This window comes from Rhizobium sp. BK591, from assembly GCF_014195045.1.
In the GTDB taxonomy this organism is placed as follows: domain Bacteria; phylum Pseudomonadota; class Alphaproteobacteria; order Rhizobiales; family Rhizobiaceae; genus Rhizobium; species Rhizobium anhuiense.
The window spans coordinates 191,795-214,708 of record NZ_JACIAZ010000007.1 but is presented as its reverse complement, the minus strand read 5'-3'; the positions used below and the strand labels follow the sequence as shown (position 1 = coordinate 214,708).

Below are 22,914 nucleotides of genomic sequence, written 5' to 3'. Positions count from 1 at the left end.
CAAAAAACATCAATTTGCGACTGAAGATTGCCAGATCAGTCGGCATGGCGAAATAAAATTACGCAAAGCCACACTATTTTGTTTATTGATTGCGTAGTTCAATTTCTGTGATGTGTCACGGGCGACAACCTTGATCCTGTGAAGCTTTGGCGTAATGTCCGCTGCGGACTTGCCAACCTTATCCTTCCCCAACGGTTTCCCCCATGTTCTTTGCTTCCGATAACTGGGCCGGCGCCCATCAATCCATTGCCGAACGTCTGCTGACGGAATCGGCCGGTTTTGCCGCCGCCTATGGCGCCGGCGACCTCGACAGGAAGGTCGAAGCCCGCTTTTCCGAGATTTTCGAACGCGAGGTTTCGGTCTTTTTCGTCGCCACCGGCACGGCCGCCAACTCGCTGTCGCTGGCAAGCGTCCAGCGCCCCGGCGGCATCACCTTCTGCCATTCGGAAGCCCATGTGATCGAGGATGAATGCGGCGCGCCGGAATTCTTCTCCGGCTCCGCCCGCCTCGTTGCCGTCGACGGCGAAGCCGGCAAGATCGATCCGGCCGGGCTCTCGGCAAAGATCGCGCATTATCCCGAAGACGCCCTCCGTCATGGCCGCGCCAGCGCGGTGACGATCACCCAGGCAACCGAGATCGGCACCGTCTATTCGCTGCCGGAGATCGGCGAGATCGCCGCCATATCAAAAAAACGCAATCTGCCGCTCCATATGGATGGCGCCCGCTTCGCCAATGCGCTGATCGCGCTCGGCGCCACCCCGGCCGAAATGACCTGGAAGCGCGGCGTCGACATGCTCTCCTTCGGCGGCACCAAGAATGGTTGCTGGTGTGCGGAAGCGATCGTCTTCTTCAATCCGGATCAGGCCCGGGAAATGCCCTTCATCCGCAAGCGCGCCGCCCAGCTCTTTTCCAAGTCGCGCTTCATCGCCGCCCAGTTCGATGCCTATTTCGAAAACGGTCTCTGGCTCGATCTCGCCCGCCATTCGAACGGCATGGCCGACGGGCTGCGCGCCGGCATCAGAGACAGCAACGCCGCCCGCCTCGCCTGGCCGACCGCCTCCAACGAAGTCTTTGCCGTTATCAGCAAAAGCGCTGCGAAAACCGCGGAGGAAAAGGGCGCGAAATTCTACGAATGGCCGGTTCCGGCGGCAACGCCCGAGCTCGTTTCCGAAAGCGAAATCCTGATCCGTCTCGTCACCAGCTTCGCGACGACGGAAGCGGATGTGGATGGTTTCCTGAAGTGCCTGGTTGCCTGATTGCCCCGATTGGCAATGCTTCACGCCGATTTCAGTCCCCTCACCTTTTGCAGAATATCGTCGGAAAGTGCTGAGACCAGCGCCTGATCCGCTCCCTTGCGCGGCACCAGCACGAATTCGACGTCCTCTAGCGCCGGAAGTTTTCCCGCAGCAATCTCCTTCAGGCCTGATGGTGCCATGCTGCGCGGCTGCACCAGCACGCCCATCCCGGCCCGCGCCGCCGCCGTCAACCCACTCAGGCTGCCGCAGGTGCAGACGATCCGCCACGGCACGCCGTTTCGCCCGAGCGCTTCCAGGGCGATCACCCGTGTGACGCTCGGCGGCGGAAAGGCGATCAGAGGCAGAGGGCCGGAGGCGAGCACGCGCTCGGGATCGCGCGCCAGCCAGACGAGCGGCTCGCGATAGACGAGTTTTCCGCGTGCATCGCCGAGCCGGCGCTTGGCGAGCACCAAATCGATCTCACCATTATCCTGCATCTCGTAGAGAACGCCTGATAGCGCCACCGTCAGTTCCAGATCGACGGAGGGATGCGAACGAACGAAATCTTCCAGCACCGCCGGCAACTGGCTGGTGACAAAGTCCTCCGACACGCCGAGCCGCAGGCTGCCGCGCAGGCTGTGGCTCTTAAACAATGACTGCACCTGCCCCTCGATCGAAAGCATGGCGCGCGCATGCGAGAGCAACGCCTCGCCATCGCCGGTCAGCATCACCTTATGCGTGTCGCGCGCCAGCAGCTTGCGCCCCAGGGCCGTCTCCAGCCGCTGGATATGCTGGCTGACCGTCGATTGCCCCAAGCCAAGCCTCTCCGCAGCAAGGGTGAAACTGCCCATCTGTTCGACGGCGACGAAACTGCGCAATTGCGAAAGGTCCAGCATGATCCAGATTCTCGATAACTGTTATTTCTTGCATCCTGGATCATAATGGACGACAGAACAACGACTGTTTTTATCACGCCGCGAGACCGCCATGCGCCGCTTTCTGCCCGATACATTCACCATCCTGCTCGTCTGCACCGTCATCCTCGCCTCCTTGTTTCCGGCGAGCGGCACATTCGCGGATTATTTCGGCATCGCCACCGATCTTGCCATCGCCCTGCTGTTCTTCCTGCATGGCGCCCGCCTCTCGCGCGACGTCGTCATAGCAGGCCTGCTGCACTGGCGGCTGCATCTCGTCATCCTGCTGACGACCTTCGGCATCTTCCCGCTGCTCGGGATGGCGCTCGGACTGATCCCGGACACGATCCTGCCGCAGCCGCTTTATCTCGGCATTCTCTTCCTCTGCGTGCTGCCATCGACGGTGCAGTCGTCGATCGCCTTCACCTCGATGGCCGGCGGCAATGTGCCTGCCGCCATCTGCTCGGCCTCGGCGTCCAACATCTTCGGCATGTTCCTGACACCGCTGCTCGTCGGCTTGCTGTTTTCCGTCGGCGGCCATGGCGGCTTCTCTTTCGACGCCTTGGAGCAGATCCTGCTGCAGCTGCTTGCCCCCTTCATCGTCGGCCAGATCCTGCAGCCCTGGATCGGCGACTGGATCCGCGCCAAGAAGAAGATCCTGATGCCTGTCGACCGCGGCTCGATCCTGATGGTCGTCTATCTCGCCTTCAGCACGGCGGTGGTCGAAGGCCTGTGGCACACTTTCTCGATCGCCGATATCGCCGTCGTCATCGCAGCCGACATCGTGCTGTTGGCACTTGTTCTTGTTTTGACGATGTTCGGCAGCCGCTGGCTCGGTTTCAACAAGCCCGACCAGATTACCATCACCTTCTGCGGCTCGAAGAAGAGCCTTGCCAGCGGCGTGCCGATGGCAAATGTCATCTTCGCCGGCCAGTCGATCGGCGCGATCGTGCTGCCGCTGATGCTCTTCCACCAGATCCAGCTGATGGTCTGCGCCGTCATCGCCCAGAAATACGCCGCCGCCGCGGCCCGCCGCGCAACGGAAAAGGAAATGGACGAGGCAGCCAGCCCGGCATAGAGCAGGTCGCGCAAAAATAAGGAGCTAAAGCGCGAGGAGCGAATCTGAAGGATCGCGGCGCGCTTTGGGCGACAAATAAAAAACGGCGCCCCGATGGGAGCGCCGTCCGTTTTACCCGTAAGGGATCGATCAGCCGTTGATGATCTGCGCTTCGATGGCCCTCGGAGCCTCAACCGGTTCTGCGGCAATCGCGATCTTGCGGGGCTTCATGGCCTCGGGAATATTGCGCAGAAGGTCGATGTGCAGCAGGCCGTTCTTCAGCGAAGCGGCAGTCACCTCGACATGGTCGGCAAGCTGGAAGCGGCGCTCGAAGGCGCGCTTGGCAATGCCGCGATAGAGGAATTCGCCACCTTCGGCAGGTTCCTCGTTCTTTTCGCCCTTCACGGACAGAACATGGGCATGGGCTTCGATCGAAAGTTCGGTCTCGTCGAAACCGGCGACCGCCATGGTGATGCGATAGGTGTTTTCACCGGTGCGCTCGATATTATAGGGCGGATAGGTCTGCGCCTGCTCCGGCTGGGCAAGGCTGTCGAGCATGGTGAAGAGCCGGTCGAAACCGACGGTCGAACGATAAAGGGGAGAGAAGTCTACGTGACGCATGATGTCCTCCTGTGGAAGCGACGTGTTGCGATGAAATGCCCCTGAAACCCCATCTTTGGCGGCCTCGGGACGGTTGCGCGGGCCCTTTCCGGCGCCCGCAGGAAGGAGATGGTGATGGGATTTGACGAGTTCAAGACCTTTTGGGAATCGCCTTGATCGGCCAGTGAACCCCGCATGAACGACCGGTTCGGCACGCGTTCAGGCGCATTCGCTTAGGAATTTCAGCGTCGGGTGAATCTGGTCCCGATGGCTGAAGTGCATCGTCCCTTCTTCTTCAGTCTCAACTTCGGCCGGCCGCGAGCACCCTCATGCTCCTGCCGGCCCTTTTCCCGCGCCTTGCGGGCGCACCGCTTTCCAAGGCGGATACCATGCGCTATCCCTGATAGGCGAAGCAGTCAGCAGCGGCGCATTGGCAAGGTCATGGATCAGGTTCTCTATTCGACGCCCGACAATCCCGCCCCGGAAAACCGCACCGAGGGGTTCTTCGAAACCCATGACGGCCACCGGCTGCGTTACGCCGTCTTCCGCTCGAGCGCCCAGATGGCCAGGGGCACGGTCGTCATCCTTCATGGCCGCAACGAATATATCGAGAAATATTTCGAGACGATCCGCGACCTGACGGCCAAAGGCCTCTGGGTGGCGACTTTCGACATGCGCGGCCAGGGCGGTTCGTCACGGCTGCTGAAGCACCGCAACCACGGCCACATCCGCCGCTTTGCCGATTACGAGCGTGATCTCGACATCTTCCTTGAAAAGGTGGTGCTGCCGGATACCCGCCTGCCCTTCTACCTGCTCGCCCATTCCACAGGCGGGCTGATCGCGCTCTCGGCCGCGCCCTATCTCACCACCCGTATCGACCGGATGGTGCTGTCGGCGCCCTTCATCGGCCTGACCGGCCAAGCGGCTTCGCCCCGTGTCATCCGCGCTGTGGCCGGCACGCTGAACGCCATCGGCCTGGGCTTTCTGCCGTTGACCTCGAAACTGAAGGAGCCGGATTTCCACGACAATCCGCTGACCTCCGACGAACTCCGCTTCGAGCGCAACGTCGCGATGATGAAGGACCATCCGGAACTGACGCTCGGGCCGCCGACAGCCCGCTGGCTGATCGAGGCTTTTCGCACGATGGACCGGGTCACCTCGCCCGACCATCTCTTCTCGATCACCATCCCGACCATCGTCATCGCCCCGACGCGGGACGGTGTCGTGCCCTACACGGCGCAGGAGCGGCTCTCGCGTTATTTCCGCGCCGGCCAGTTGGTGCCAATCAACGGCTCCCGTCACGAGATCTTCCAGGAACGGGATACCTACCGCGCCGCCGCTCTTGCCGCCTTCCACGCCTTCATTCCCGGCAGCGACGCCGAAGAAAACCAGGACGTCGCCGCCCTCGGCACGTGACCCGACCGCTGTTGCTGACCGGGCGATTAGCAAAACTGATCAAGGATCAGCAGGGCTGATCCGGATTAGCGCTGCAGGATGGCGATCGCCTGCTCGTAGACCGCCCGGCTGCCGGCGGCGATGATCGAGCCGCCATTTTCCGGCCGTCCGCCGTCCCAGGTGGTGATGATGCCGCCCGCCCCTTCGATGACGGGAATGATGCCGCCGACGTCATAGGGCTTCAGGCTGTTTTCGACGACGAGATCGATATGGCCGGCGGCAAGCAGCGCATAGGCGTAGCAGTCGCAGCCGTAGCGGAAGAGCCGTACTTGGCTCTCGATCTCGCGGTATTTTTCCATCTCCTCGCCGGCAAAGAGATGCGGCGAGGTTGTGAACAGGATGGCGTTCGACAGCGCGTCGCACTGGCGCGTCACCAGCCGCCGTTCGCCCTCCGGTCCTGTATAGATCGAGCCGTTCTGGTCGGCGAAATAACGCTCACCGGTAAAGGGCTGTTCGATCATGCCCATGATCGCCCGGCCCTCTCTCTGCAGACCGATCAGCGTTCCCCACACCGGCACGCCGGAGATGAAGGCGCGCGTACCGTCGATCGGATCGATCACCCAGACATATTCGCGGTCGAGCCCGACATTGCCGTGTTCCTCGCCGAGAATGCCGTGGCCGGGAAAACTCTCCTCGATCAGCGCCCGGATGGCGAGTTCGGCCGCCTGGTCGCCCTCCGTCACCGGATCGAAACCGGAGGAGAGCTTGTTGGTGACATCGAGACCGGAGCGGAATCGCGGCAGCGTCTCGGCTCGGGCGGCTTCCGCCAGGCGGTTGAAGAACGAACGGTCAGGAAGCATGATTTATCCGTTTGGCTGGCGGGAGTGGCGCTTTTCATAGCGAAAAGCAACGGGAATGCAAACGTAGCAGGCAATTTCAATCTAACTGCCCAAAGATGTCGCAGCGCAATATATTGCTTGACATTTGTGCAATGCAATAGTAGCTTCTTCCGTACAGTCTTCTGACTGTAAATACCCTCCTTGGGTGTTTCCTCCCTAGACTTAGCCGCGCTCACAAGCGCGGTTTTTTTTGACCAGGGAGGACTAGGCCTGACAGCAGCGAAATCGAAAAAGAGATTTATTCGGCGGCCAGCGCCCGATCGCCGGCGAATTTCTCGACGTAATCCGCCATCTGCCGCATGAAGGCGGTGACGGCATCGGCAACTGCGGCGAAATCCTCGCGTTTCTCCAGCGTCACTTCATCGACATAGATCGCCCGGTTCACCTCGATCTGCAGTGCATGCAGGCCCCGCGACGGCCGGCCGTAATGTTCGGTGATGAAGCCGCCGGCATAGGGTTTGTTGCGGATTGCCGCAAAGCCCATTTCCTCGAGAATGGCGATGGCCGCCCGCGAAAGCTCGGCCGAAGCACTGGTGCCGTAACGATCGCCGATGATGAAATCAGGCCGCCCAACGTTGCCGGCGACGCGCACATTGCCGGGCATCGAGTGGCAGTCGATCAGCACGCCGAAGCCGAACTGCACATGCGTCCGCGCGATCAGCCGGCGCAGCGCCGCATGATAGGGTTTATAGACCGCTTCGACCCGGTCGAGCCCCTCCTGCACAGGAAGACGACGTGCATAGATTTCCATATTTTCGGCGACGATGCGCGGAATGGTGCCGAGCCCGCCGGCGACGCGCAGCGAATTGACATTGGCATAGGGCGGCAACAGCCCGTCGAACATCCGCGGATCGAGCTCGTAGGGCTCGCGATTGACGTCGAGATAGGCGCGGGGGAAGTTGGCTGCGAGCAGCGGCGCGCCGAGTGCGACGGCAGAGCCGAAGAGCTCGTCGACATAGTGATCCTCGGAACGGCGGATGGCGATGCCCTCGAGCCGCGACTGGGCAATAAATTCCGGTGGATAAATGCGGCCGCTATGGGGGGAGTTGTAGACGAAGGGAATGGTCTGCGACACGGGCTCATGAACCTCAAAAAGCTCGTATTCGCGTATTTCCGGCACTTTCGGCCCTCTTTACCATGTCATGAACTGGCTGCTGCGCCCATGTTGCCAGTTGCCCGGCCTCAAGTCCATACTATGTAGAAGGGATGGCAATCACGCACAGGCAATTCACCGGTTGTTTACCGGCTCAAGACTAGTGTAAACGGCTGGCAGCCCACCAAAACTTATTGATCAGCGGTCTGGATTAATGACTCAGAAGATACTTCTCGCAGAAGACGACAATGACATGCGCCGCTTCCTGGTGAAAGCGCTCGAAAAGGCCGGCTACAAGGTCCTTTCCTATGACAACGGCGCCAGCGCCTATGACCGGCTGCGCGAGGAGCCGTTTTCCCTGCTGCTGACCGATATCGTCATGCCCGAAATGGACGGTATCGAGCTGGCGCGCCGCGCTACCGAGCTCGACCCCGACCTGAAGGTGATGTTCATCACCGGTTTTGCCGCCGTGGCGCTGAACCCCGATTCGAAGGCGCCGAAGGATGCCAAGGTCCTTTCCAAGCCCTTCCACCTGCGCGACCTCGTCGACGAGGTCAACAAAATGCTTGCCGCGTAAGGCTTGCCGGGCGGCGCGTCACAAAACTGAAAAAAGCCTATTGACGGCTCCAAAGGTTTTGTGATCTATGCGCCGCCATCGGATGGGCGTGTAGCTCAGCGGGAGAGCACTACGTTGACATCGTAGGGGTCACAGGTTCAATCCCTGTCACGCCCACCATCCGATCCCCCTGACATCGTTGATAAATCCCCGCTTCGGGGATTTTTCGTTCTTGCGGCTGGCATGCGCTCCCAATCCGACACTTTACGGGCGCAAGGGCTTTTTAACTCGGATTATGTCCGGGCGGATTTCAGTCGGCTGTGCGGTCACCCGCACACGTGGGAAATTGGGGGGATGTATGGCGCAAAGAACGCGGACACGGAAAGCGATATCGATAATCCTCGGCCTCGCCCTGGTTGGGACTGGCCTCTTCGGTTTCGGTTATATGCAGTTTCATGTCGTCGAACCGATCAGCATCAAGTTTTGGCTGATTCCGACCACGATATTCGCGGCTGCGGTGGCGATCCTCTGGGATGATTTCAAAAATCCCTAACGCCCGTTCGACGCCGAACAGCGCCGGACAAGACCAAAATAAGTCACAGAACGGTGCCAATGCCTGATTATCCAACGCATGGCCGATTCGCCGTCGCAGACAGATGGGGTTGAGACAGAGAATGAGATTTTTCGCACCGGCAGCCGCCGCCATTTTTTCCGCCGCCTTCACCTTGCCGGTCTCTGCAGCACCAGTTGCTCCCGAGACGTTTCCGGGCGCACCCGGCGTCATTACCCTTTCCGGCAAATGCGCCAAGCTTGTTGTCGCCAAATTCGACGCCACCAAAGGCTGCAAGAACGAGCTTGCCAGCGTCACGCTGGCCAATGGCCTGGTGACCTTCATCTTCACCTCTGACGGCAAGGCGCTCGGCTTCCAGGGCGACGGCGCCGGCATCAAACCCGCATCCAACGGCAATGCCCGCCTGCCGCTCAGCCTCGTCACCACGGGTGTCGGCAACAAGATGACCGGGGAGGTCAAGGTCGCTGGCTTCTGCACCTTCGGCAATCCCTATTCGGGCAAGCCGATCGCAATCGAATGCACCGCCGAAAGCAAGGATTCCTCCTTTACCGGCAGCTTCCGCACCGGCGGCAAGCTGGTGAAGAAGGGCAAATAGTCCCCGTCAGAGCAGTTCCAGGAAAAGTGCGAAGCGGTTTTCCAAGGCAAAGCGCGAAGCGCTTTTGCCGGGAATGCGAAAAACAAAAGGATCGAGCGGTTCGGCGCTTCCGTTAAAAGCTGAACCGGTCTAGGCGCACCAGGCGGCGCCGGCAGCCCCCGGCTTGCGTGCCAGCCCCTCATTGATCAGCTGTGCGCCGAAAGAGCGCCCGTCGCGCGAGACGACGCGCGGCGCGCCTGAAGGCTCGGCTTTGCCCGCAGCATTCATCGTGAACGGTCCGGCGTTCAGAAGCGCCAGCAGCCGCGACTTGGCGGCAAAGGCCACCCGGCGTTCGCCGTCGCAACGCGCCTGGTCGACGACAGGGCTTGCCATGTCGGCGATCACGATCTTCTCGCCCTTGTACCAGAAGACACCGCCATCGCCGACGCAATTGATATGGGCGCCCTGCCCGCAATAGCCGAAGGCCACCGTCCCAGTTTCCGACACGGCCGGGGAGGCCGGCGACGGCACCGCCTTTATCGGCTGGATCGCCGGCGTCGGGATCGCGGCTGGCGGTAACGGTTGCGACTGTTGCACCGGCGGTGCAGCTTTCGGCGTCGGTGTGGCCAGCGCCACCTGCTTCGCCGGCACGTCCTTCCTGACTGAAGGTTTCAGCTCCGCCGTTTCCCGCGTGACCGGCGTTGCCTGCCTTGCAAGCATCGGCTGGATGCTCTTCCAATTGTCGTGGGCGACGATGCCGCCGATCGCGGCAATGCCGATCACCGCCCAGGGCAGCAATCCGCCACCGCTGCTGCGTGCTCTGCTCTTTCCTCTCGCCGGCGCCTTGCGGCGGCCGCGTGTCGCTGTCTTGGCCATCTGTCCGATTCCTGTGAGGCCGCAATTATCGCCGCCCAATCCTTTCTGAAAGGTTGGCGCGGCGGCAGGATGATGCTTGATCCGCCGATCTTTCCCTCGAATGGCATACAAGCGTCGGCGCCTATCGGGGAGGCCAGCGTGGCGGCCGAAACGCGTGAGGGGAAAAAGCTGAACAAATCCCGCGCTCATACGTTAGCCAGCGAAAAATTCCGTATGTTCTGGGGAAAATCCATGGATCTCATCATCGCCGACATGATACCGGCGTCACGCATCCACTATCCTGTCATCTTCGCCCGCCTGATCGGCGCCATCCTCTTCGGCGGACTGATCGGTTTCGAACGCGAGGCCCGCGACCGCCCGGCAGGCTTCCGAACCCATATCCTGATCAGTCTTGCCGCTGCCCTCTTCGCCATCATCTCGATCGAGGCCGTGCACATGCCGGGTTTCGCCGATGATGAGCAGGTGCGCATCGATCCGCTGCGCGTCATCGAAGCGGTGACCGCCGGCGTCGCCTTCCTTGCCGCCGGCATGATCGTCTTTGCAAGAGGCCGGGTGCACGGGCTGACGACCGGCGCCGGCATGTGGCTCTCCGGCGCGATCGGCCTCGCCATGGGCTTCGGCTATTGGCCGATCGCCTTCTTCACGACGATTGCCGCCATCTGCGTGCTCTTCGCCTTCGGCAAACTCGAACAACACTTCGGCTATAATTCCGGACAGCGGGTCGACCGGGATGAACATCGATAGAAAAAACGCCCGGCATCATGCCGGGCGTTTGTGTCAGCGTGACTGTCTGTCGGTTATTCGGAGCATGCGGCCGAAAGATCGTTTTTCTCCACCGGCGTCGCGTCGCCGATGGACGAGGCAAGCGGCTTCTGCCGTTTGCCGATCTGAATGCGCTCGTCCGCCGCCTCGCGTATGGCCTGCCATTCTTTTTCGTGCCGGATGAAGATCTCGCGGGGCACAAAGTTGATCGTCATATGTTTCTCACCCTGTTTCAAATCGACCGTCAGCGCGCCAAAGAGGCGGGAATGCTGGTTATTTCTTGGTCTCTGCATTGCTCTTGATGTCCGGGCCACCCTTGGAAAGATCCGCACCGGTAACATGGGCCGGCACATGAATGTCGTGATAGACACCGGGCGTCAGCGTCAGGTCGACATGATGCGGCGGCAGCACCTGCGCCTTCTGCATGCGGTTCGGCTTCGCCCGCTTCATGCGGTCGGATGCCTCCGTGCGTTTGTCGGGAATATGGGTCGAAGTGTGCATCATCGGCCTCCTTTTTTAAGCTCAACCAGAGCCTAACGGGCGGGCATCGGGATGGTTCCAAAAAAATTGCCTGATCTCCGGTGTGCCCGGAGCCTTGACTGGCCGGGGAAGTTCATTAACTAGAGCCTATCCCGCAGCCTTCCAGACATCGGCTGACGGGGAACTTTGGTGCCGGGCCCCTCTGGCGAGAGTTTTTACGGCGCTCTCGTGATGTCGGTACCGCCTGCAGCTTAGCCGGCGGATTTTTCATCGATGAACAAACTCACCATGCCTGACCCGCATGCCCGTTGTGGCGTGCCGCGTCTTTCCAATATATCCACCCTCTTCAACACGATTTGCGGCCACGAGGTGCGGCCATGAATCAGCCCGTAGTCCCTCAATCCTCGCTCGGCTATTTCCGCTGGGCTTTCATCGTCACTGCCCTCGGCCTCGTTCTCGGCGCCGTGCTCGGCTGGCAGACGACCGGCACGATCGGCGGCATGGCAACTGTCTTCTTCATCTGCACGGTGCTTGCCGTGCTGGAGATCTCGCTCTCCTTCGACAATGCCATCGTCAATGCCAACAAGCTGAAGGAGATGACGCCCGTCTGGCAGAAGCGCTTCCTCACCTGGGGCATCATCATCGCCGTCTTCGGCATGCGCATCGTCTTTCCGCTGGCGATCGTCGCGATCGCGGCGCGGATCGGCCCTTGGGACGCGCTGGTGCTGGCTGCCCGCGAACCCGAGGAATATGCCCGCATCATGAACGACGCGCATCTGCCGATCGCAGCCTTCGGTGGTACCTTCCTGATGATGGTTGGCCTCAGCTATTTCTTCGACCATGAAAAGAAGATCCATTGGTTTCGCGGCCTGGAAAAGGTGATGGCACGCTCGGCTACCATCCGAGGTATCGAGATCGCTTTCGTGCTGGCGCTGATGCTGGTTTTCTCCTGGTTGATCGGCGGCGAGGAGGCTAGCGTCTTCGTTCATTGCGCCATTTACGGCCTGCTCACCTTCCTCGCGGTCGAGGTCGTTGGCGAGTTGCTCGATGCTTCGCAGCAGACGATGAGCGCTGCCGCCAAGGGTGGTCTTGGCGCTTTCATCTATCTGGAGGTGCTGGATGCGAGCTTTTCCTTCGACGGCGTCATCGGCGCCTTTGCCCTGACGCAGAACCTATTCGTCATCGCGATCGGCCTCGGCATCGGCGCCATGTATGTGCGCTCGATGACGATCATGCTGGTGGAGAAGGGAACGCTTGCCGAATACCGCTATCTCGAGCATGGCGCCTTCTACGCCATCCTGATCCTGTCGGTGATCATGTATGCGCAGACCTTGATGCACATCCCCGAGGTTATCACCGGGCTCGGCGGCGCGGCCCTGATCGGCCTGTCGCTCTGGTCGTCCATCCGCCACAACATGCGCGAACGAGTGGAGGAGCACGGCGCCGAGCGGGAGGAGCTTCACGCCTGACGATGCAGGAACCGCAGTGCGCAACAGCCTTGCGGTTAAAAACAAAGCCCGCGACCATCCGGTTGCGGGCTAATTCATTCATGCATGGCTTGAAGGCCTTAGCGGGAAGCCGGACCGAAGGAGGCCGGGTCGATGCCGAGTTCCTTGAGGTCGCTGGCACGCGGGCGGCGGCCGGCTTCAACGGCGGCGCTGACGGCGTTTGCGGCGCCCAGCACGGCAAAGGCGCGGCCAAAGAAACCTGTACGGACTGAATTGCGGATGGCGGACATTGTCCTTTTCCTCTTGCTCTATGATTGACTACCTATAGATGGCATCGCGCCCATACCTCCACAATGCTCAGAAAATCACCTCAGCCATGCAAAAACGAGAGGCCGGCGCATGTCTCCATGGCCGGCCTCGAGGGAGGGGTAAGGTCGTCTTTTTCTTCTTAGAGCGCCGCGTCTCTTCGGACCACAAAGGACGCTCTAACACTTTCAATCCCCGCATCGTGTTTTCCGAAAATCGATTCCGATTTTCGGGCCGATGCGCTAGTCTTCGTTTGCCGCCAGTTGCGACAGCACCTGGCCCCTGCCGCGCAGCCGCAGGATCAGCGGGATGAGGAAGGCGGCCGCCGCAACGATGAGCAGACCGGCCGCGATCGGCGACATCACCAGCGTCGTGACGTCGCCCTGGCTGATCGCCAGCGCACGGCGCAGCTGCTGTTCGGCCAGCGGCCCGAGGATCAGGCCGACGACGGCAGGCGCAATCGGATAGCCGAAGAGCCGCATCACATAGCCGAGCAAGCCGAAGGCGAGCAGCATACCGAGCTCGAACACCGACGGATTGGCGCCGATCGTCCCAAGCGTTGCAAACAGCAGGATGCCGGCGTACAGCCACGGTTTCGGAATGGTCAGCAGCCGCACCCAGAGCCCGATCATCGGCAGGTTCAGCACCAGGAGCATCGCATTGGCGATGAGCAGGCTGGCGATCAGGCCCCAGACGAGTTGCGGATTGGTGGCAAACAGCAGCGGTCCGGGCTGCAGCCCGTATTGCTGGAAGCCGGCAAGCATGATCGCCGCCGTCGCCGTCGTCGGCAGGCCGAGCGTCAGAAGCGGCACCAGCGTACCGGCGGCCGACGCGTTGTTGGCCGCCTCGGGACCGGCCACGCCTTCGATTGCGCCATGGCCGAACTCTTCCGGGTTCTTTGCCAGCCGCTTTTCAGTGGCATAGGAGAGGAAGGTGCCGATTTCGGCGCCGCCCGCCGGCATCGCGCCGATCGGGAACCCGATCAGCGTGCCGCGCAGCCACGGTTTCCACGAGCGCGACCAATCCTGCGCGTTCATCCACAGCGAACCCTTGACCGCCTCGACCTTCTCCGCGATCCGGTTGCCCTGCGCGGCGATGTAGAGCGTCTCGCCGATGGCAAACATGGCCACCGCCAGCGTCGTGACCTCGACTCCGTCGAGCAGGTCGGGGATGCCGAAGGAAAGCCGTGCCTGGCCCGTCTGCTGGTCGATGCCGACCATGGCAAGCGCAAAACCGATGAACAGAGAGGTCAGACCCCTCAATGCCGAATCGCCGAAGGCCGAGGAGACGGTGACGAAGGCAAGCACCATCAGCGCGAAATATTCGCGTGGTCCGAAGACCAGCGCCAGCTTGACGATATAGGGCGCGATGAAGGCAAGCCCGAGCGTGGCGAGCAGGCCGGCGACGAAGGAGCCGATCGCCGCCGTCGCCAGCGCCGGTCCGCCGCGGCCGGCGCGCGCCATCTTGTTACCCTCGAGCGCGGTGACGATCGAGGCGCTTTCACCCGGCGTGTTGAGCAGGATCGAGGTCGTCGAGCCGCCATACATGCCGCCATAGTAGATGCCGGCGAACATGATCAGCGAACCGCCGGGATCGAGCTTGTAGGTGGCGGGCAACAGCAGCGCCACGGTAAGGGCCGGGCCGATACCGGGAAGCACGCCGACGGCGGTGCCGAGTGTGACGCCGACCAGCGCATAAACCAGGTTCATCGGCTGCATCGCAACCAGGATACCCTGCCATAGAAATTCGAATGTGCTCATCTTGGTGTCCCAAGCGGCATTCCCGACCCTGCGGTTTCGGGGTCAGGCGCCGCGCAAAATCAAAAGAGCTGACAGCGCCTGGCGCGGTCAGAAGAACAGATGTTCGAGCGGGCCGGCCGGCAGCGTCAGCTGCAGCAACTGCGAGAAGATCGCCCAGACGACGAAGCTGAAAACGATGCCGAACGGCAGCGAGATCCAGAGCTTGCGCTTGCCGAAGCCGCGCGCCGTCAGTGCGAACAGCACACCGGTGGCAATCGAGAAGCCGGCGGTGCGCAGAAGCAGCATCTGGGCGGCAAGACCGGCGACGATCCAGATGACCGGCGCCACTTCCTGCCGGTCGCGTTCCGGAAACTCGCCGCGCCCAGCTTCGGCGACGGTCCAGACCCCAAGACAGAAGAGCCCGAACGCCACCACTTCAGGCACCGTTGCCGGGCCGATGCGGTCGTATTGCGCGATCGTTTTCAGATGCGAGGCATCCCAGGCCATCACGCCGGCGACGACGAAGAGGAAAACGGCAATGATGAACGCCGCCCAATCAGGGCGGCGCTCGGTTGCCGAGGAGGTGTTATCCTCGCTCATTGAACAAGTCCGATCTCTTTGAGAATGCCTTCGGTGGCGGAGACGTCCTTTTCGAGCTGCGCCTTGAAGGCGTCGCCGGACAGATAGGTGTCGGCCCAGCCCTTGGTCTTCAGGGTTTCCTGCCAGGTGGCCGAGCTATGCAGCTTCTCGAAATCGGCGGTGACGGCGGCGACCTGTTCAGCCGACAGGCCGGGGGCAGCCGCAACCATGCGCCAGTTCTGGATGGTGACGTCGGTGCCGGCTTCCTTCAGCGTCGGGGCATCGACGCCGTCGATACGCTTGTCGCTGGAAACGGCGAGAAGGCGGAGCGTGCCGGATTTCACTTGCGATTGGAACTCGCTGTAGCTCGAGACGCCGGCCGTGACCTGGCCGCCGAGAATGGCGGCGAGTGCTTCACCGCCGCCGGAGAAGGCGACATAGTTGATCTTGGTCGGATCAACGCCGGACGCCTTAGCGATCAGGCCGACGGTGATGTGATCGGTACCGCCGGCCGAACCGCCGCCCCAGGAAACCGAACCCGGATCCTTCTTCAGCGCCGCAACCAGATCGGCCATGGTCTTGATCTCGGATGCGGCGGGAACGACGACGGCTTCGTACTCGCCGGTCAGCCGGGCAATCGGCGTAACGTCCTTGAGCGTCACCGGCGACTTGTTGGTGAGGATCGCGCCGACCATCACATAGCCGCCGACGATCAGCGAATTCGGGTTGCCTGCAGCCTGGCTGCTGAACTGCGCAAGCCCGATGGTGCCGCCGGCGCCCGGAACGTTCTGGACCTGCACGTTGCCGGAGATCTTCTCCTGCTGCAGCGCGGTCTGCAGCGAACGAGCCGTCTGGTCCCAGCCGCCGCCGGGAGCGGCCGGCGCGATGATGGTGTAGTCGGCCGCATAGGCCGGCAGCGCGATAGCAGCTGCAAAAAGGGTTGCGATGAACGTATGCTTCACGATGTGTCCTCCGTCGGCGGCTGAGCAAACCGCCCGTTATTCTCCAGGGAATCGGGAGGATGGCTGATCAGCGGACACAAGTGTCCTGAATGACGAGCGGAATACCTCCCAAGGCTTCAGCTCTCCGCCTCCACGGAGAAGAAGTAGCCAAAGGCACCACAACAAGCTGTCATTTAGCTGACATCGGCAAGATATCCAGCAGCAGCGGACACTTTTTTGCCGTAATTGGCGGACGGCAGTCCGATTTCCAGCTTCAAAGGACGAAGCAGCTGGAAGCGGAACACCTTCACTGCGCGCGCAAGACCTCATTCCAATGCGCGATGAGCCGTGCCCGCTTCACCTGGTCGAGATAGACCATCAGCCCGGGGCTGACCGGCACCGGCCGAAGCTGGGCGCCCAGCAGCTCCTGCAGCGTATTGGCGGTATTCTCCCCCGCCACCTCAGGACTGACGGCCGGGATCTGCAGCTCCCGCGCCATGATCGTCTGACCCGCCTTCGACATGAAGAAGGCGAGATACCGCCGCCCGAGCTCCGGCTCGGCGGCCGCCTGCGGCACCAGCCCGATCCGCGACATCACCACCGTGTAATCCTTCGGCAGAACGATGCCGACCTCGGGATAGCGCGAGGCCCAGTCCGCCGCATAGGAGCCGAGAATGTTGTAGCCGAGCACGAAGCGCCCGTCGGCGACGCGCTCGAGGATTGCCGAGCTCGTCGAATAGAGCTTGACGCCGGCAGCCCCCATCGCCCCGATCACCGACCAGATGTCGCCGAATTGCTCCTGGTCGCGCGCCATGAACAGAAAGCCGACCCCGGAGCGTTCGATATCGTAGGTGCTGATCCGGCCATAGACCTTGTTGCCCTTGCGTTTCAGATAGTCGACGAATTCCGCCCGCGAACTCGGCACCGGCTCATGTACAAAGCTCGGCTTGTGATAGACGAACACCGCCGGCTCGAAGGTGAGCGCATAGGCGGTGTTGCGCCAGTTCGCCCATTTCGGCCATGCTGCACTCATCGGCAGGTTGCTGACCTGCGCATATCCGTCGTTGGAAAGCTTCACCTGCAGATCCATCGCCGAGGAAAAAGCGAAATCCGCCGTCTTCTCGCCGGCATCCGTCTCCTTGACGATCCGGTCGTAGATGTCGCCGGTCAGCATATCCTCGTATTTGACCGCAACGTCGGGATTGGCATCCTGGAAACCGCGGATCATCGGCCGCGCCAGCGGCTCGTCGAGCGAGGAGTAAACCGTCAGCACCGCCGCATCGGCCTGACCCGACTTCGCCGGATAGAAGGCCTGATCGGCGAGCGCGAAGCCCGGCCAGAAGGCCAGCAGCAAAATGAAAACTCTCCTCATGCCGCAACAATGCCTGAGCGCGCCGGGAGGAGCAAGGCCGCCGACTAGGCGGCGACCCACTCCATCAGCGCATTCTGCGCGTGCAGCAGAAAGGCTTTGGCGATGTGGCTCTGGCAGAGCGGATGCTCCATCGCTTCGGCCGTCACCTCCTGGCCACGCCTGACCGGCGGGCACGGCAGGAAGATCGCATCCTCCGACAAACGATCGAGCAGGTCGGCGCCGATCCGGTAGCCGGCGAGCGCCTCCGAGGCGGCATCGCCCGGCCATGAATCGGTGATGACGACGTCGGCGTCCGATAGCTCGCCCATATCGGCGCTCACGCGGAAACGCCCGTTGAGCAGTGCAGCGTCACGGATGTGCCAGCGTTCGGGGTAGACCTGCACAACCTCTATCGGCAGCGCAATCGAGGCTTCGGCCCAGGAGCGGAGGATATTTGCGTCCGCCGCCACGCCAACGACCTTCAACCCGTCGATCGAGCCGCGCCGGCTCCTAATATAGGCAAGGTCACCGAGCGTCTCGCAAGGGTGGTTGGAGCGTGTGCGCGCATTGATGACAGGCACCGGCGAGACTGCCGCCGTCGCCTTCAATGTCGCAAGCGCCTTGGTGCGGATCACCAGCATATCGAACCAGTTGCCGAGATAGCCCGCAAGGTCGCCGGTCTGCTCCCTGACATCGAAACCGATCGGCACATGCGCGCAGATACCGCCCATCGCCTGGATGCCGAGATCGAAGGCGGTGGTATTACGCCAGCCGCCGTCGTCGGCAATCAGCGCGACACGTTTGCCCGCAAGGCTCTGCGGCACGGTGCGCTCATCCCAGCTTTTGGCGAGTTCGCCGGCGCGGGCGACAATCGATCGGAGCCCGGCCTCCGGAATATCGTGAAACTCCAGAAAATTCCGGGCCGAACCTGTCATCCAAAATCTCCGCCGCGCATGAAACATCGCCACAATAGCCGGCGCCGGCCTCGTCGCAACCATCGAAGCAGCCGCGAATCACAATCATACGGTGGATACCCCTCGCAATAGTCTTCCGGCCCAACCCCTGGCTCCGCTTCAAGCCCCAAACCGATCGACCGCCACTTTTATAGTGCCACGCCCGAAGTATCGAGCGATGAAATAAACCCGCATTTCTTCGATTAGAATTACCTTTTCATCACAAAGGATTAGAGCCGAACGCCACCCTTCACCCATTCAGAGTATTGATGAAGATCGGCGACCTTATATGGTCGCCCTGCCGCGTCAAAACGTCGAAACCGCCCGAATTTCTTATTCGGGGGACGACTCCGCGCAACAAAAACTCTATAAAAAGCTAGACTAAACTGGGAAGATCCTGGGAGGGGTCATGGAACGACGACTGAGCGCTATTCTCGCTGCGGATGTCGTCGGCTACAGCCGACTGATGGGCATCGATGAATCCGGCACGTTGCAGGCGCTGAACCGCCATCGCTGCGAACTGGTCGATATTCGTATTGCCGACTACAAGGGCCGGATCGTCAAACTCACCGGCGACGGCATCCTTGCCGAATTCCAGAGCGTGGTGAATGCGGTCGCCTGCGCCGCCGAGATCCAGCGCAGCATGGCGGCCCGCAACGAGAGCGTGCCCAAGGACGAGCGCGTCGAATTCCGCATCGGCATCAATCTCGGCGACGTCGTGGTCGAGAATGGCGACATATTCGGCGATGGCGTCAATCTCGCCGCCAGACTCGAGCGTATCGCGGCGCCAGGCGGCATCGCCGTGTCCGCCTCGGTGCGCGATCAGGTCGGCTCGCGCCTCAATCTCGGCTTCGAGTTCATCGGCGAACATACGCTGAAGAACATCAGGCAGCCCGTTCAGGTCTATACTGTCAGCTTGGCGCCGCCCTCCTCGGCGAAATTGGTCGCGCAGAACCGCAACACGTGCTTCATTGCGGTGCTGCCCTTCACCAATATGAGCGGCGATGCCGACCAGGACTATTTCTCCGACGGCATCACCGAAGACATCATCACCGATCTCTCCAAGATCTCCAGCCTGCACGTCGTGCCGCGCAACACCATCTTCACCTACAAGGGCATATCGGTGAAAGTGAAGCGGCTCGCCCAGGAACTCGGCGTGCGCTACGTGCTCGAGGGAAGCGTGCGCATCTTCGGCAATCGCGTGCGCATCTCCGGTCAGCTGATCGACACCGCCAATGGCGACCATCTCTGGGCCGAGCGTTACGACCGCGACCTGACCGACATCTTCGCCATTCAGGACGAGATCACCCACGCGATCGTCGGCCAGTTGAAGGTGCGTCTGCTGCCGGAAGAGAAGAAGGCGATCGCCAATGAGCCGACCGCCAATGTCGAGGCCTATACCTATTACCTCAGGGGCCGCCAGCTCTCCCACACCTGGACCAAATCCTATCTGCAGCTTGCAAGGCGGATGTTCTGCAAGGCGGTCGAGCTCGACCCGGACTATGCCCGCGCCTATGCCGGCATCGCCGACTGCGATGCGGCGATCCGCGATTGGGCACCGGACGACGTGCCGCTGAGGCGCATCCTCGAGATGAGCGCCCGCGCCCTGGAACTTGATCCCGACCTTCCCGAGGCCCACGCTTCCCATGGTCTCGCCTTGCATCAGAGCGGCTATGACGACAGGGCGGCGGCGGCCTTCGAACGGGCTTTGGCGCTCGACCCCAACCTCTTCGAGGCGAATTTCCACTATGCCCGGTTCTTCTTCATGCACGGCAACTTTGCCGAATCGGTTCAATACTTCACCCGCGCCGCCGAGATCCGCCCTGACGACTATGTCTCGCCGATCCACCTGATGTCCGCCTACCGCTCGCTCGGCCGTGTGCTGGACACGGAAAACTGGGCGCGGCTCGGCCTGCTGCGCGCCGAACGCGCGCTGAACCTCAATCCGGAAAATTCCGGCCCCGCCCATCGCGGCGCGCTGGCGCTTGCCCATATGGGCGATGTGACGAGAGCCCGCGACTGGGCGGCCCGCGCGATCGCCATCGATCCCGACGATATCGTCGCCCAGTATAATCTCGCCTGCGTCTATTCCGTCCTCGGCGACGCCGACCAGGCGATCGACCTTCTCGAGAAGCTGCTGCCGAACAGCTCCGTCTACCATATCAAATGGTTCGACAATGATTCCGACCTCGACAACATCCGCGACGATCCCCGCTTCCGAAGACTCCTCAACGCCGCAATGACGCAGCGCGAACGAATCGAAAGGACCGGGAGCTGACGCCGGTCTTTCCCGGCATTCGGTGGCGCATCGGCCGGAAATCGGAATCGATTTTCGAAAAGCTCGATGCGAGGATTAAAGTGCCACAGCGTATTTTGCGCGTCTGAAGGACCCGCTGCGCTGTAAGCTGCAAAATCGCTGTGACATCGCTCCGCCACCTCTGTAATCTCCTTTGAAAAACAGGGGGACATTCGTGCGCATCCTGCTCACCGAAGACAATATCGCGCTGGCCGACGGCCTGTCGGCGATCTTGCGCGGCACGGGCCACGCCGTCGATGTCGTCCATGACGGCGCATCCGCCAATGCGGTCATTGCTGCGGAAAATTTCGATCTGGTGATTCTCGACCTCAACCTGCCCGAGATGGACGGGCTCGACGTGCTGCGTGCCATGCGCGCCCGCCAGAACCAGGCTGCCGTCCTCATCCTGACGGCGCGCGGCACGCCGGAAGAAAGGGTGAAGGGCCTCGACCTCGGCGCTGACGATTACCTGATCAAACCCTTCGACATCGCCGAATTCGAGGCGCGTGTGCGGGTATTACTGCGCCGCCAGGCGGGGCTGCGTTCGGCGACCGTCGGTTTCGGCGGCATTTCTTTCGATCTCAATTCCCGCACCTTTTCATCAGGCGCCGCACCCCTCGATATTCCCGCCCGCGAGCTCGGCCTGCTCGAAATCCTCTTCATGCGGGCCGGCAAGGTCGTCGCCAAGGAAGCGATCATCCAGTCGCTGACGGCCTTCGACGACGACATTTCCGCAAACGCCATCGAGCAATATGTCAGCCGCTTGAGAAAGCGTCTCTCGCCGCACGGCCTGACCGTCAAGACTGCCCGCGGCATCGGCTATTATCTCGACAAGCTGCCCGAGGCCTCATGAAAGCCGCCTATTCCCTCCGGCGCCGGCTGCTCTTCTGGCTGCTCGTCTCCACCGCCGTGATCGGCACGCTGGCGCTTGCCGATACCTATCGCGAGGCGGTCCAGACCTCGAACATCGTCTCCGACCGCGTGCTCGCCGGTTCGGCGCTGGCGATCGCCGAACGCGTCGTCGTCGCCGAGGACGGCACGCTGCAGGTCGATATCCCCTATGTCGCGCTTGAAATGCTGACCTCTGCCGCGCAGGATCGCGTCTTCTATCGCGTCGACGGCCCGCCGGGCCAATTCATCACCGGCTACCAGTCGTTGCCGGTCCTGAAGAAGACGCCGCCCAATGCTGCCGCCTTCGCCGACGACACCTTCCGCGGCGAGCCGATCCGTGTCGCCACACTCGAACGCTCAGCCTCGACGGGCATCCGCTCCGTGCCCTTCGTGGTAACGGTCGCCGAAACCACCATCGCCCGCCGCCAGCTGGCGCGGGCAATCCTCGTCCGCTCGGCATTGCGCCTCGCCTTCATGATTGCGGGCGCGGCCGTCATCGTCTGGATTTCGGTCACGGTGGCGCTCCGCCCGCTCTATAAGCTCGGCGACGCCATCGGCGAACGCAGCCCCGATGACCTGCATCCGATCAAGCAGACTGTGCCAAGCGAGGTCGAGCCGCTGGTCGATACGGTCAATTCCTTCATGGTCCGCCTGCAATCGGCGCTCGATGCGCTGCGCCATTTCACCGGCAATGCCAGCCATCAGCTGCGCACACCGCTGGCGATCATCCGCACCCAGCTTGCTCTTTCCGCCCGCGCCGGCTCGCTGGATGAGGCGCAGGCGGCGGCGCTGAAGGGCGATCAGGCGGTGGCGCATGCCGAGCGCATCCTCGCCCAGTTGCTCCTGATGGCCAAGATCGACGCCGCCACAGCCAAGGAAGCGCTGACCGCCTCCGCCATCGATCTTGCCGCAATCGCCCAGGAAATCACCGGCGAGCAGATCCCGACGGCGGCCGTCGCCGGCATCGATCTCGGCTTCGAGGGCGAGAGCCCGGCGATGATCCGCGCCGAGCCGCTGCTGATCGGCGAAATGCTGCGCAACCTCGCCGGCAATGCCATCGCCTATGCCGGCAACGGGGCTGAGGTCACCGTCCGCATTATCGCTGCGTCAGAGACGATCCGCCTCGAAGTCGAGGATAATGGCCCCGGCATTCCGCGCGAGAAGCTGGAGGCGGTACGCCAGCGTTTTTCGCGCGGCCATGATTCCGGCGCGCCCGGCGCCGGCCTCGGCCTGCCGATCGTCGAAGAAATCGCCAATCTTTTCAATGCCGACCTGACGCTGGAGCCGGGTACGGACGGCAAGGGCCTGAAGGCGGCCGTCACCTTCGCCAAGGCAGCGTAAAAGCCTTCGGCTCGTTTGACCTTTCCACCTTGCTTTCTTTCGCTGCATTGCACACAC

General features: G+C 61.9%; 24 protein-coding genes and 1 tRNA gene. 12 read left to right on the top strand and 13 right to left on the bottom strand.

The features are described 5' to 3' along the window. Positions 1 to 203 precede the first annotated feature (203 nt). Positions 204 to 1,256 (top strand): threonine aldolase family protein, encoded by a 1,053-nt coding sequence (locus tag FHX10_RS28050; protein ID WP_028755888.1) that lies wholly within the window; start codon positions 204 to 206, stop codon positions 1,254 to 1,256. A gap of 20 nt (positions 1,257 to 1,276) precedes the next feature. On the opposite strand, the gene FHX10_RS28045 is transcribed toward FHX10_RS28050, so the two are convergent. After that, the gene (locus tag FHX10_RS28045; RefSeq protein WP_028755889.1) at positions 1,277 to 2,131 is read right to left on the bottom strand and encodes a LysR substrate-binding domain-containing protein; all 855 of its coding nucleotides are present in this window, start codon (positions 2,129 to 2,131) and stop codon (positions 1,277 to 1,279) included. Positions 2,132 to 2,222: 91 nt separating this feature from the next. On the opposite strand from FHX10_RS28045, the gene FHX10_RS28040 reads away from it, so the two are divergent. Further along, the gene (locus FHX10_RS28040) at positions 2,223 to 3,227 is read left to right on the top strand and encodes a bile acid:sodium symporter family protein (protein WP_028755890.1); all 1,005 of its coding nucleotides are present in this window, start codon (positions 2,223 to 2,225) and stop codon (positions 3,225 to 3,227) included. A 129-nt stretch (positions 3,228 to 3,356) separates the two neighbouring features. On the opposite strand, the gene FHX10_RS28035 is transcribed toward FHX10_RS28040, so the two are convergent. After that, the gene (locus FHX10_RS28035) at positions 3,357 to 3,827 is read right to left on the bottom strand and encodes an Hsp20 family protein (protein WP_028755891.1); all 471 of its coding nucleotides are present in this window, start codon (positions 3,825 to 3,827) and stop codon (positions 3,357 to 3,359) included. Between the two features lie 420 nt (positions 3,828 to 4,247). Between FHX10_RS28035 and FHX10_RS28030 the strand changes: the two genes are divergently transcribed. Then, complete coding sequence (locus FHX10_RS28030; protein ID WP_028755892.1) at positions 4,248 to 5,222, top strand: alpha/beta fold hydrolase; 975 nt, start codon at positions 4,248 to 4,250, stop codon at positions 5,220 to 5,222. A 65-nt stretch (positions 5,223 to 5,287) separates the two neighbouring features. On the opposite strand, the gene hisN is transcribed toward FHX10_RS28030, so the two are convergent. Together hisN and FHX10_RS28020 are read right to left on the bottom strand one after the other, a co-directional pair. Beyond that, positions 5,288 to 6,061 carry a histidinol-phosphatase gene (gene hisN / locus FHX10_RS28025; RefSeq protein WP_028755893.1) on the bottom strand — a complete coding sequence of 258 codons (774 nt, stop codon included), beginning with the start codon at positions 6,059 to 6,061 and terminating at the stop codon, positions 5,288 to 5,290. 277 nt (positions 6,062 to 6,338) lie between these two features. Further along, positions 6,339 to 7,220: an N-formylglutamate amidohydrolase gene (locus tag FHX10_RS28020; protein WP_025570459.1), complete on the bottom strand. Its 882-nt coding sequence runs from the start codon at positions 7,218 to 7,220 to the stop codon at positions 6,339 to 6,341. A gap of 187 nt (positions 7,221 to 7,407) precedes the next feature. On the opposite strand from FHX10_RS28020, the gene cpdR1 reads away from it, so the two are divergent. The 4 genes from cpdR1 to FHX10_RS28000 all read left to right on the top strand — a co-directional run bounded on the left by cpdR1 (position 7,408) and on the right by FHX10_RS28000 (position 8,915). After that, a complete protein-coding gene (gene cpdR1 / locus FHX10_RS28015) occupies positions 7,408 to 7,770 on the top strand; it encodes a response regulator CpdR1 (RefSeq protein WP_003542883.1) in 363 nt (120 codons plus the stop codon). An 84-nt stretch (positions 7,771 to 7,854) separates the two neighbouring features. Then, positions 7,855 to 7,929 (top strand) — tRNA-Val (locus FHX10_RS28010). Between the two features lie 178 nt (positions 7,930 to 8,107). Beyond that, complete coding sequence (locus FHX10_RS35625) at positions 8,108 to 8,302, top strand: hypothetical protein (protein ID WP_028755908.1); 195 nt, start codon at positions 8,108 to 8,110, stop codon at positions 8,300 to 8,302. Between the two features lie 121 nt (positions 8,303 to 8,423). Beyond that, positions 8,424 to 8,915, top strand: coding sequence for a hypothetical protein (locus tag FHX10_RS28000; protein ID WP_245294586.1), 492 nt, complete (start codon positions 8,424 to 8,426; stop codon positions 8,913 to 8,915). 129 nt (positions 8,916 to 9,044) lie between these two features. Here FHX10_RS28000 and FHX10_RS27995 read toward each other — a convergent pair whose 3' ends face one another. Continuing rightward, positions 9,045 to 9,770, bottom strand: a complete 726-nt coding sequence (locus FHX10_RS27995) for a hypothetical protein (RefSeq protein ID WP_029868308.1) — start codon at positions 9,768 to 9,770, stop codon at positions 9,045 to 9,047. Between the two features lie 231 nt (positions 9,771 to 10,001). On the opposite strand from FHX10_RS27995, the gene FHX10_RS27990 reads away from it, so the two are divergent. Then, positions 10,002 to 10,514: an MgtC/SapB family protein gene (locus FHX10_RS27990; protein WP_029868307.1), complete on the top strand. Its 513-nt coding sequence runs from the start codon at positions 10,002 to 10,004 to the stop codon at positions 10,512 to 10,514. A gap of 53 nt (positions 10,515 to 10,567) precedes the next feature. Here FHX10_RS27990 and FHX10_RS27985 read toward each other — a convergent pair whose 3' ends face one another. Both FHX10_RS27985 and FHX10_RS27980 read right to left on the bottom strand, forming a co-directional pair. Next, the gene (locus FHX10_RS27985) at positions 10,568 to 10,747 is read right to left on the bottom strand and encodes a hypothetical protein (RefSeq protein WP_029868306.1); all 180 of its coding nucleotides are present in this window, start codon (positions 10,745 to 10,747) and stop codon (positions 10,568 to 10,570) included. A 58-nt stretch (positions 10,748 to 10,805) separates the two neighbouring features. Continuing rightward, on the bottom strand, positions 10,806 to 11,036 hold the full coding sequence (locus FHX10_RS27980) for a hypothetical protein (RefSeq protein ID WP_025570441.1): 231 nt from the start codon (positions 11,034 to 11,036) through the stop codon (positions 10,806 to 10,808). A 353-nt stretch (positions 11,037 to 11,389) separates the two neighbouring features. Between FHX10_RS27980 and FHX10_RS27975 the strand changes: the two genes are divergently transcribed. Beyond that, positions 11,390 to 12,481, top strand: a complete 1,092-nt coding sequence (locus FHX10_RS27975) for a DUF475 domain-containing protein (protein ID WP_063475328.1) — start codon at positions 11,390 to 11,392, stop codon at positions 12,479 to 12,481. Positions 12,482 to 12,579: 98 nt separating this feature from the next. Here FHX10_RS27975 and FHX10_RS27970 read toward each other — a convergent pair whose 3' ends face one another. From FHX10_RS27970 to FHX10_RS27945, 6 genes are all read right to left on the bottom strand, one after another. Then, entirely contained in the window at positions 12,580 to 12,750 is a 171-nt protein-coding gene (locus FHX10_RS27970) for a hypothetical protein (protein WP_088930351.1), read from the bottom strand. A gap of 258 nt (positions 12,751 to 13,008) precedes the next feature. Further along, positions 13,009 to 14,526, bottom strand: coding sequence for a tripartite tricarboxylate transporter permease (locus tag FHX10_RS27965; protein WP_025570437.1), 1,518 nt, complete (start codon positions 14,524 to 14,526; stop codon positions 13,009 to 13,011). 87 nt (positions 14,527 to 14,613) lie between these two features. Further along, complete coding sequence (locus FHX10_RS27960; RefSeq protein WP_063475327.1) at positions 14,614 to 15,105, bottom strand: tripartite tricarboxylate transporter TctB family protein; 492 nt, start codon at positions 15,103 to 15,105, stop codon at positions 14,614 to 14,616. Next, a complete protein-coding gene (locus FHX10_RS27955; protein WP_025570433.1) occupies positions 15,102 to 16,046 on the bottom strand; it encodes a Bug family tripartite tricarboxylate transporter substrate binding protein in 945 nt (314 codons plus the stop codon). Before FHX10_RS27955 ends, FHX10_RS27960 begins: the two co-directional genes overlap by 4 nt. A 286-nt stretch (positions 16,047 to 16,332) precedes the next feature. Beyond that, positions 16,333 to 17,379: an ABC transporter substrate-binding protein gene (locus FHX10_RS27950; RefSeq protein ID WP_063475326.1), complete on the bottom strand. Its 1,047-nt coding sequence runs from the start codon at positions 17,377 to 17,379 to the stop codon at positions 16,333 to 16,335. 62 nt (positions 17,380 to 17,441) lie between these two features. Then, entirely contained in the window at positions 17,442 to 18,311 is an 870-nt protein-coding gene (locus FHX10_RS27945) for an ornithine carbamoyltransferase (protein WP_063475325.1), read from the bottom strand. A gap of 427 nt (positions 18,312 to 18,738) precedes the next feature. On the opposite strand from FHX10_RS27945, the gene FHX10_RS27940 reads away from it, so the two are divergent. The 3 genes from FHX10_RS27940 (at position 18,739) to FHX10_RS27930 (ending at position 22,857) form a co-directional block, all read left to right on the top strand. After that, on the top strand, positions 18,739 to 20,607 hold the full coding sequence (locus tag FHX10_RS27940; RefSeq protein WP_025570654.1) for an adenylate/guanylate cyclase domain-containing protein: 1,869 nt from the start codon (positions 18,739 to 18,741) through the stop codon (positions 20,605 to 20,607). A gap of 193 nt (positions 20,608 to 20,800) precedes the next feature. After that, positions 20,801 to 21,478: a response regulator transcription factor gene (locus tag FHX10_RS27935; RefSeq protein ID WP_025570656.1), complete on the top strand. Its 678-nt coding sequence runs from the start codon at positions 20,801 to 20,803 to the stop codon at positions 21,476 to 21,478. Beyond that, complete coding sequence (locus tag FHX10_RS27930; protein ID WP_063475324.1) at positions 21,475 to 22,857, top strand: sensor histidine kinase; 1,383 nt, start codon at positions 21,475 to 21,477, stop codon at positions 22,855 to 22,857. The genes FHX10_RS27935 and FHX10_RS27930 overlap by 4 nt, the downstream gene beginning before the upstream one ends. The last annotated feature ends 57 nt before the right edge of the window (positions 22,858 to 22,914 follow it).

Bases quoted from the DNA above. Each gene is read 5' to 3' on its own strand.
- FHX10_RS27960 (WP_063475327.1), bottom strand. From the start codon at position 15,105: ATGAGCGAGGATAACACCTCCTCGGCAACCGAGCGCCGCCCTGATTGG.
- FHX10_RS28050 (WP_028755888.1), top strand. From the start codon at position 204: ATGTTCTTTGCTTCCGATAACTGGGCCGGCGCCCATCAATCCATTGCC.
- FHX10_RS27945 (WP_063475325.1), bottom strand. From the start codon at position 18,311: ATGACAGGTTCGGCCCGGAATTTTCTGGAGTTTCACGATATTCCGGAG.
- FHX10_RS35625 (WP_028755908.1), top strand. From the start codon at position 8,108: ATGGCGCAAAGAACGCGGACACGGAAAGCGATATCGATAATCCTCGGC.
- FHX10_RS28030 (WP_028755892.1), top strand. From the start codon at position 4,248: ATGGATCAGGTTCTCTATTCGACGCCCGACAATCCCGCCCCGGAAAAC.
- FHX10_RS27970 (WP_088930351.1), bottom strand. From the start codon at position 12,750: ATGTCCGCCATCCGCAATTCAGTCCGTACAGGTTTCTTTGGCCGCGCC.
- FHX10_RS27965 (WP_025570437.1), bottom strand. From the start codon at position 14,526: ATGAGCACATTCGAATTTCTATGGCAGGGTATCCTGGTTGCGATGCAG.
- FHX10_RS27940 (WP_025570654.1), top strand. From the start codon at position 18,739: ATGGAACGACGACTGAGCGCTATTCTCGCTGCGGATGTCGTCGGCTAC.
- FHX10_RS28045 (WP_028755889.1), bottom strand. From the start codon at position 2,131: ATGCTGGACCTTTCGCAATTGCGCAGTTTCGTCGCCGTCGAACAGATG.
- FHX10_RS28000 (WP_245294586.1), top strand. From the start codon at position 8,424: ATGAGATTTTTCGCACCGGCAGCCGCCGCCATTTTTTCCGCCGCCTTC.
- FHX10_RS28040 (WP_028755890.1), top strand. From the start codon at position 2,223: ATGCGCCGCTTTCTGCCCGATACATTCACCATCCTGCTCGTCTGCACC.
- hisN (WP_028755893.1), bottom strand. From the start codon at position 6,061: ATGCTTCCTGACCGTTCGTTCTTCAACCGCCTGGCGGAAGCCGCCCGA.
- FHX10_RS27985 (WP_029868306.1), bottom strand. From the start codon at position 10,747: ATGACGATCAACTTTGTGCCCCGCGAGATCTTCATCCGGCACGAAAAA.
- FHX10_RS27980 (WP_025570441.1), bottom strand. From the start codon at position 11,036: ATGATGCACACTTCGACCCATATTCCCGACAAACGCACGGAGGCATCC.
- FHX10_RS27990 (WP_029868307.1), top strand. From the start codon at position 10,002: ATGGATCTCATCATCGCCGACATGATACCGGCGTCACGCATCCACTAT.
- FHX10_RS28035 (WP_028755891.1), bottom strand. From the start codon at position 3,827: ATGCGTCACGTAGACTTCTCTCCCCTTTATCGTTCGACCGTCGGTTTC.
- FHX10_RS27975 (WP_063475328.1), top strand. From the start codon at position 11,390: ATGAATCAGCCCGTAGTCCCTCAATCCTCGCTCGGCTATTTCCGCTGG.
- cpdR1 (WP_003542883.1), top strand. From the start codon at position 7,408: ATGACTCAGAAGATACTTCTCGCAGAAGACGACAATGACATGCGCCGC.
- FHX10_RS27995 (WP_029868308.1), bottom strand. From the start codon at position 9,770: ATGGCCAAGACAGCGACACGCGGCCGCCGCAAGGCGCCGGCGAGAGGA.
- FHX10_RS27930 (WP_063475324.1), top strand. From the start codon at position 21,475: ATGAAAGCCGCCTATTCCCTCCGGCGCCGGCTGCTCTTCTGGCTGCTC.